Annotated in this window: 7 protein-coding genes; 5 read left to right on the top strand and 2 right to left on the bottom strand. The window is 65.7% G+C overall.

Translation table 11 applies throughout. The features are described from left to right. Window positions 1-232 precede the first annotated feature (232 nt). From G7A99_RS10085 to G7A99_RS10065, 5 genes are all read left to right on the top strand, one after another. Complete coding sequence (locus G7A99_RS10085) at window positions 233-403, top strand: hypothetical protein (RefSeq protein ID WP_163139920.1); 171 nt, start codon at window positions 233-235, stop codon at window positions 401-403. Then, a complete protein-coding gene (locus G7A99_RS10080; protein ID WP_163139918.1) occupies window positions 382-1,344 on the top strand; it encodes a tripartite tricarboxylate transporter substrate binding protein in 963 nt (320 codons plus the stop codon). The genes G7A99_RS10085 and G7A99_RS10080 overlap by 22 nt, the downstream gene beginning before the upstream one ends. A 17-nt stretch (window positions 1,345-1,361) precedes the next feature. Further along, window positions 1,362-1,760, top strand: a complete 399-nt coding sequence (locus G7A99_RS10075; RefSeq protein ID WP_163139916.1) for a RidA family protein — start codon at window positions 1,362-1,364, stop codon at window positions 1,758-1,760. Window positions 1,761-1,822: 62 nt separating this feature from the next. After that, window positions 1,823-2,701, top strand: a complete 879-nt coding sequence (locus G7A99_RS10070; RefSeq protein WP_163139914.1) for an amidohydrolase — start codon at window positions 1,823-1,825, stop codon at window positions 2,699-2,701. 260 nt (window positions 2,702-2,961) lie between these two features. Next, on the top strand, window positions 2,962-4,407 hold the full coding sequence (locus G7A99_RS10065; protein ID WP_163139912.1) for a bifunctional 2-methylcitrate dehydratase/aconitate hydratase: 1,446 nt from the start codon (window positions 2,962-2,964) through the stop codon (window positions 4,405-4,407). A 113-nt stretch (window positions 4,408-4,520) separates the two neighbouring features. Here the strand turns inward: G7A99_RS10065 and G7A99_RS10060 are convergent, their stop codons facing one another. Both G7A99_RS10060 and G7A99_RS10055 read right to left on the bottom strand, forming a co-directional pair. Continuing rightward, complete coding sequence (locus G7A99_RS10060) at window positions 4,521-5,366, bottom strand: nucleotidyl transferase AbiEii/AbiGii toxin family protein (RefSeq protein ID WP_163139910.1); 846 nt, start codon at window positions 5,364-5,366, stop codon at window positions 4,521-4,523. After that, on the bottom strand, window positions 5,329-6,141 hold the full coding sequence (locus tag G7A99_RS10055; protein WP_163139908.1) for a type IV toxin-antitoxin system AbiEi family antitoxin: 813 nt from the start codon (window positions 6,139-6,141) through the stop codon (window positions 5,329-5,331). Before G7A99_RS10055 ends, G7A99_RS10060 begins: the two co-directional genes overlap by 38 nt. Window positions 6,142-6,552 lie beyond the last annotated feature (411 nt).

Raw genomic sequence — 6,552 nt, 5'->3', positions numbered from 1 at the left:
TCAATCGCAGAAGTCATCCCCTGAAACCGCGCCATGAGGCCGTCGAACCGTGATGGCGCCGTGTGGGGTGCGGCCGGCGGGCGTCACTGGTGTGCCCCCGGGGTATGGCCGGCCGCCGTGGTTCATGCCGGGAACGGCCGCCGTCGTCGCGCTGTGCACCGGTTCCCGGTCTCCCTCCTCCGGCGGGCTCTGTGCGTCCACGACGGGGGCCGGAAGGCTACCCCGGGGGCAAATGAGTCAAAAAATCCACATGGTGGACGTCTCCGGCTTCAGGCGCTTGAAGGCGCGGCGGCGGATGCAGAAGCTGATCCGAAACAACACAAAAGGCATTCGTCGTATGGGGCGCGACGCCAAACGCCCCGCATCGGGAGGAGAGAGAAAATGCGATTTTTCAAATGCCTGATCGTTCCGTTCCTGTTGCTGTGCCTGACCGGTGGTGCCCAGGCGGCATGGCCGGAGAAGCCGGTGCAGCTGGTGGTCCCCTATCCGCCGGGGGGCAACGTCGACTTCAACGCGCGTATCATCGCCGACCGCCTGGAGAAGGAATTCGGCCAGCCGTTCGTGGTCGAGAACCGGCCCGGCGCCGGCGGCATGATTGCCGCTTCCCACGTGATCAACGCCAAGAGCGACGGTTACACCCTGTTCGTCGCCCCCAACGGCCCGGTGCTGTTCAGCCCGCTGCTGTTCCGTAAGGACAACTACTTCTGGAAGGACGATTTTGCGCCCATCGGCTCCATCTCCTTCGTGCCGCTGGTGCTGCAGGTGAATCCGGAGCTGGGTGTGGATTCCGCCGAGGCACTGTTCGAAAAGGCCAAGGCGAACCCCGGCGAGCTGACCATGGCCTCCCCGGGCGCCGGCACCCAGAATCACCTGATCAGTGAAATGATGCAGCGTCTGCTGGACACCGAATGGCTGACCGTCCAGTACGCGGGCAACGCCCCGGCCACCACCGATCTGCTCGGCGGCCGTGTGGACTTCAACTTCGATCAGTACACCGTGGCCAGGCAGTACATCAACAGCGGCAAGCTGAAGGCGCTGGCCGTGACCTCGCCGGAACGCCTGCCGTCCCTGCCCGACGTCCCCACCCTCAAGGAGCTCGGCTATTCCGACGCGGTATCGGAGACCTTTACCGGCCTGTTCGGCCCGGCGGGGACCCCCGACGAGGTCGTGGACAGGCTGAACGCGGCGCTGGAGAAGATCCTCAACGACCCGGCCGTGGAGAAGAAATTCGAGACCGCCGGCGCCGACGCCCGTGCCATGGACGTGGACGAGTTCAAGGCGTTCCTGGACGAGCAGTACGAGCGCTGGGCCACGCTGATCCGCGAGGCCGACATCCATCGCTGATCGGGAGGCATCCCCGCATGTCACGACGCAAGAGCGTTGACAGCGCCGGCTTTCAGCACAACAACCCGATCCCGGCCGCGAGCCGGATCGGGGACCTTGTGGCTTCCGGCGTGATCAACGGGACCGACCCGGAGACCGGGGAGCTGGGCGCGGACCTGCCCACGCAGTGCGCACACATGTTCACGCACGTGCGCAACATCGTCGAAGCCGCCGGCGGCAGCACCGACGACATCCTGAAAATGACGGTCTGGATGCAGGACCGTTCCCAGCGGGATGTGCTCAACGCCGAATGGCTGAAGATGTTCCCCGATCCGGACTCCCGGCCCGCCCGGCACGCCATCCAGAACCCGGTGGAATCGAGGTTTCTGATTCAGTGCGACGTGATGGCGGTAATCGGCCGCCGGGCCGGGTCCTGACCCGCTGACCCCGGGCCGCGTGCCCGGGGCGGCCCTTCGATCCGCTAACGGCAGGAGCCACCATGCCCGAGTATTTCCCGTTCAATCCGGATCCCCGCGCGCCCCGGGAAGCGCCGCCGGCGAACACGTGCGACGCGCAGTTCCACGTGTTCGGCGATCCGGATGTCTATCCGATGCGCGCGGACGCGCCCTTCAGGATGCCCTCGGCGACCATCGACGCGGCACTGCACATGCACCGAGCCCTGGGGGTCGAGCGCGGCGTGATCGTCCAGGCGACCACCTATGGCGCCGATCACAGCGTGGTGCTGGACGCGCTCGAGCAGGCCGGCCCCGACTATCGCGGCTGCGCCAACGCCATCGCGCTGAAGGAGCGTGACGACGCGTACATCGAGACGCTGCACGAGGCCGGCGTGCGCGGTGCGCGCTTCACCTTCCGCAAGGAGCTGGGGGTGGGGCTGTCGCCGCGGGAGTTCCGCCACGCCGCCGGCCGGCTGCGCGAACTGGGCTGGTACGCGAAGATCCAGCCGGAAAAGCACGGCATCCTTGACAGCGTCGAGCTCTACGAGGACCTGGACATCCCGGTGCTGATCGATCACCTGGGACGCGCCGATGCCCGTCTGGGCGTGGACGATCCCAACGTCCGCAAGACCATCGAGCTGCTCGGCAAAGGCAACTTCTGGGTCATGCTCTCCCTGGGCGAGAAGATCTCCGCCGAGGGTTACCCCTGGGACGACGTGCTGCCGATTGCCCGTGCCTATATCGACGCCGCCCCGAATCGCGTCGTGTGGGCCAGCGACTGGCCGCACCCGCTGTCCCGGATGCCGCCGCCCAACGACGCGGAGCTGCTGGAGCTGCTTTATCGGTACGCCCCGGACGAGGCGGAGCGCCAGCGTATCCTGGTGGATAACCCGGCCGAGCTGTTCGGTTTCGACCGGTCCTGAACCGGCCCGTGCCGCCGCACCGGGAGGCCTCTCCCGGGCGGACGGCGCGCAATCCCGCCGGCAGGATCGGGCGGGGCATGGCCCGGGCCGGCGCCGGGTATCGTGAGCGCGGTCTGCACACACGCCGCATTAGGGGTTTAGAGTCTCCGGGGGAGACACCAGAACGGGAGTAGGCGCGCGGTCCCGGGGAAGGGCCGTGTCTCCGTCTCCCGGCACCGTTTCCGGAGCACGGTGGGCCAGCTAATGCGGAGGACGATACCATGAGCACGACCACCGGATCGGGCGCCCGTCCCGATTACGACCAGCCCCTCAAGGACATCGCCGAGTACGTGGTCAACACGGAGATCACGTCCACGGAGGCGTACGAGACCGCCCGCTACGACCTGATGGACACCCTCGCCTGCGGGATGCTGGCGCTGCAGTATCCGGCCTGCACCAAGCTGCTGGGGCCGGTGGTCGAGGGCGCGGACATGCCGGGCGGCGTGAAGGTGCCGGGTACGCATTTCCGCCTCGACCCGGTGACCGCGGCGTGGAACATCGGCGCGATGGTGCGCTGGCTGGACTTCAACGACACCTGGCTGGCGGCGGAGTGGAACCACCCCTCGGACAATCTCGGCGCGATCCTCGCGCTCTCCGATCACCTCTCCCGCCGCGCGGTGGCCGAGGGCCGGGCGCCGATGACGGTGCGCGACCTCCTCACAGCGATGATCAAGGCGCACGAGATCCAGGGCATCCTGGGGCTGGAGAACAGCTTCAACCGCGTGGGCCTGGACCACGTGATGCTGGTGCGCATCGCCTCCGCCTGCGTGTCCATGGGCCTGCTCGGCGGCGACGTGGACGACGTCACCAACGTCGCCTCCCACGCCTTCATCGACGGCTCCGCCCTGCGCGCCTACCGCCACGCCCCGCAGGCGGGCCCGCGCAAGAGCTGGGCGGCGGGGGATGCCTCCTCCCGCGGGCTGCGCCTGGCGCTGATCGTCGACCGGGGCGAGATCGGCTATCCCAAGGCGCTGTCGGCGCCGACCTGGGGCTTCCGCGACGTGCTGTTCAAGGGCAACGAGCTGCAGTTCAGCCGGGGCTACGGCAGCTACGTGATGGAGAACATCCTCTTCAAGCTCTCCTTCCCGGCGGAGTTCCACGCCCAGACCGCGGCCGAGGCGGCGATGACCCTGCACCCGCAGGTCCGCGACCGGATCGACGAGGTCGAGAAGGTGGTGATCGAGACCCAGGAGGCGGGGGTGCGGATCATCGACAAGACCGGTCCGCTGAACAACCCGGCGGACCGCGACCACTGCATCCAGTACATGACCGCGGTGCCGCTGATCTTCGGCCGCCTCACCGCCGACGACTACGAGGATCACGTCGCCGCCGATCCCCGTATCGACGCCCTGCGCGATCGCATGAAGGTGGTGGAGAACGAGCAGTTCTCGAAGGACTATCTCGACCCGGAGAAGCGCTCCATCGGCAATGCGGTGCAGGTGTTCTTCACCGACGGCAGCACCACCGACCGGGTCGCGGTGGAGTACCCCATCGGCCACCGGCGCCGCCGTGACGAGGGCATCCCGGTGCTGAAGGACAAGTTCGAGCGGTCGCTCGCCACCCGCTTCGCCCCGAAACAGGCCGGGCGCATCCTTGATGCCTGCGGCGAGCGCGAGCGCCTGGAGGCGATGCCGGTGCACGAGTTCGTCGACCTCTGGGCGCTGTGAGACTTTGGGGGCCGTGCCGGATGATCTCGGCGCGGTCCCGGTTACTCACGCGCTGAAACGGCCCTGTCCAGAGACCCCGTACGGCAAGCACGCCGAAGACGTGAGCGGTGCCACTATTGGTGGGACATGCCACGAACAAGTGCCTCGAATCGTTTCACCGCCTGGTCGATATCCGCTGGATCAGCAAGATGACCGGTGCTCGCGATAATAAGGGCAGATGCGTCAGGCGTTTCCAGGGCTTGTCTGAGGCTGTCGAGGACGCCGCCGATCGCTTGCGTGCTTGCCGTGCGCCGAATGTCCATGCCCAGGAGGTGGATGGCTGCAAGGGAAACCTCGTAGTCGTATTGTTCCGCCACAGGCGATTCGCCCTCATAGAGGCGATCGAGGTTGCCGGCGTCGGCGTACGTCTCCATAAGGAATGCCAGGTCAGAGGCGTCGCTGGCTGCCTTGCGATCGAGCCAGGCCGCTATCTTCAGTAGAGCCTGGCTGGGCAGAGACGCTACGGGGCAGAGGTACCCACTTGGCAGCTCGAATAGGAGCGCGTGCCTGAAGGCCTCCGAAAACCCCAGGGTGGACATCACTTCGTTACCGTCGGGCGGCCACGCAATGGTGCCATCAGGGCGCGCAATGCCGCCAAACGGCACGATGTCTATCCACTGATGCTCAGTGTAATGGAGCCGGTGGTAGCGCCGTTCCTGCCGCCTTTTCCACCCCCGGCCCAGGAGGTTATCGACCAGCTTTTCGTAATCGTTCCACGATGCGACGTGAACGCCGACATCGACGTCCTGCGTGGCACGTATTGCCCGGATCCCGAAACCGCGGTGCAGTACCAGATCCCTCGCGGTGGCGCCGACGACCATGAATTCGAGAGCTTCATCCGCTGCCGCCTCCGACATTGCCTCCAGGGGCGGGAGCCGGCTGTCACTGCCCGGACTCAGACTCAGAAAGATATCGCTCATGAATCAGCTTTGCCGTTTCCAGATTTCTGCTTTCGCCACTCGCCACCAGGTCGGCATAGACCAGCAGTGGGGGGGCGATGGCACGATCCGTCGTGCCTGACACAAATCCCCAGAACCGACGTGATATCTGGATCTCACCGTCATCCGAGCGGGCCAGCCGATGTCGATTCAGGAATCCGCGCGGTAGGTTATCGGCGTAGAGCGTGGCGCGCTCCGGACGCAAATAACCAGTCATCTTCCAGGCCGCGATCTCCCCACTCCAGACGATGTCGAATTCGTCGGCCGTTAGCGAGCGCCACCACTCGTCGGTCGGCTTCAACATGGTGAACCGTCCCAGCCTCAGTTTCGGCCGGAGCTTGTCGATGAAGGACGCCACCCAGCGGTCCCTGAGGTCGGACTTGCGGATCAGTTGCCGACGATTCCGGCCCTTCTGGTATAGATAACCGCGCTCCCGAAGCTCCCGCATGGCCCAGTTCACCGAGCCCAGGGCGACGTTGGATGAGGCGGCGATTTCCCGATAGGGCGCCGACTCCAGGCCCGGTTTGCAGAGCAACGCGAAAATGACGTACAGGCTGGATGGCTTGAAACCGTCGCTCTTCTCCAGCGGCGACACCGCATCTGACCGGGCGAGCCCATATTCCCATGCAGGCTTCTGCCCCTTGACCCAAACGAACAGGCCCGGTTGGTTCAGGTAGGCGTTTCCGGCGGCATCCATGAATTCGATGCGCTCGTCGGCAAGGCGCTCCGCGATATTCGGATTAACGTAGTCAGCCACCAGAAGCGCTGGCTGCGGGAGCTCACGCAACTGGAGGACTATGGCGCCCAACGAGGCGGGTCGAAGGTTGCGCCTCAGCGCCACCGAATAGCAGTGCCGGGGTCCATCGGGCATCGAGATTACCAGTTGCCCATCGATCCAAGACCCCGTGCCCGGAACGGGCTCGAGCGATAGTGCCGTGGCCGTTGAGAGGCGACGGGCAACTGAGTCCAGGAGATCGTATTCGTGAGGTGACCGGGTCATGTGTTCATGTTTTTGCATTGTTCATGTTTCGTGAACATAGCTATTTAATGAACGAAAGGCAACCCGCAACCCGTCTCGTGTCGTGGCCACTCCCCCCCTGACCGCACACAATCCCGAAGGGACCCGGCTACCGGCAGTTCGGGTTTCCGACCGGGTCGCGGTGGAGTA

This window comes from Arhodomonas sp. KWT, from assembly GCF_010993615.1.
The sequence above is the reverse complement of the archived record's forward strand: the minus strand, read 5'-3'. Positions and strand labels throughout refer to the sequence as shown.

Bases quoted from the DNA above. Each gene is read 5' to 3' on its own strand.
- G7A99_RS10070 (WP_163139914.1), top strand. From the start codon at position 1,823: ATGCCCGAGTATTTCCCGTTCAATCCGGATCCCCGCGCGCCCCGGGAA.
- G7A99_RS10080 (WP_163139918.1), top strand. From the start codon at position 382: ATGCGATTTTTCAAATGCCTGATCGTTCCGTTCCTGTTGCTGTGCCTG.
- G7A99_RS10075 (WP_163139916.1), top strand. From the start codon at position 1,362: ATGTCACGACGCAAGAGCGTTGACAGCGCCGGCTTTCAGCACAACAAC.
- G7A99_RS10085 (WP_163139920.1), top strand. From the start codon at position 233: ATGAGTCAAAAAATCCACATGGTGGACGTCTCCGGCTTCAGGCGCTTG.
- G7A99_RS10065 (WP_163139912.1), top strand. From the start codon at position 2,962: ATGAGCACGACCACCGGATCGGGCGCCCGTCCCGATTACGACCAGCCC.
- G7A99_RS10060 (WP_163139910.1), bottom strand. From the start codon at position 5,366: ATGAGCGATATCTTTCTGAGTCTGAGTCCGGGCAGTGACAGCCGGCTC.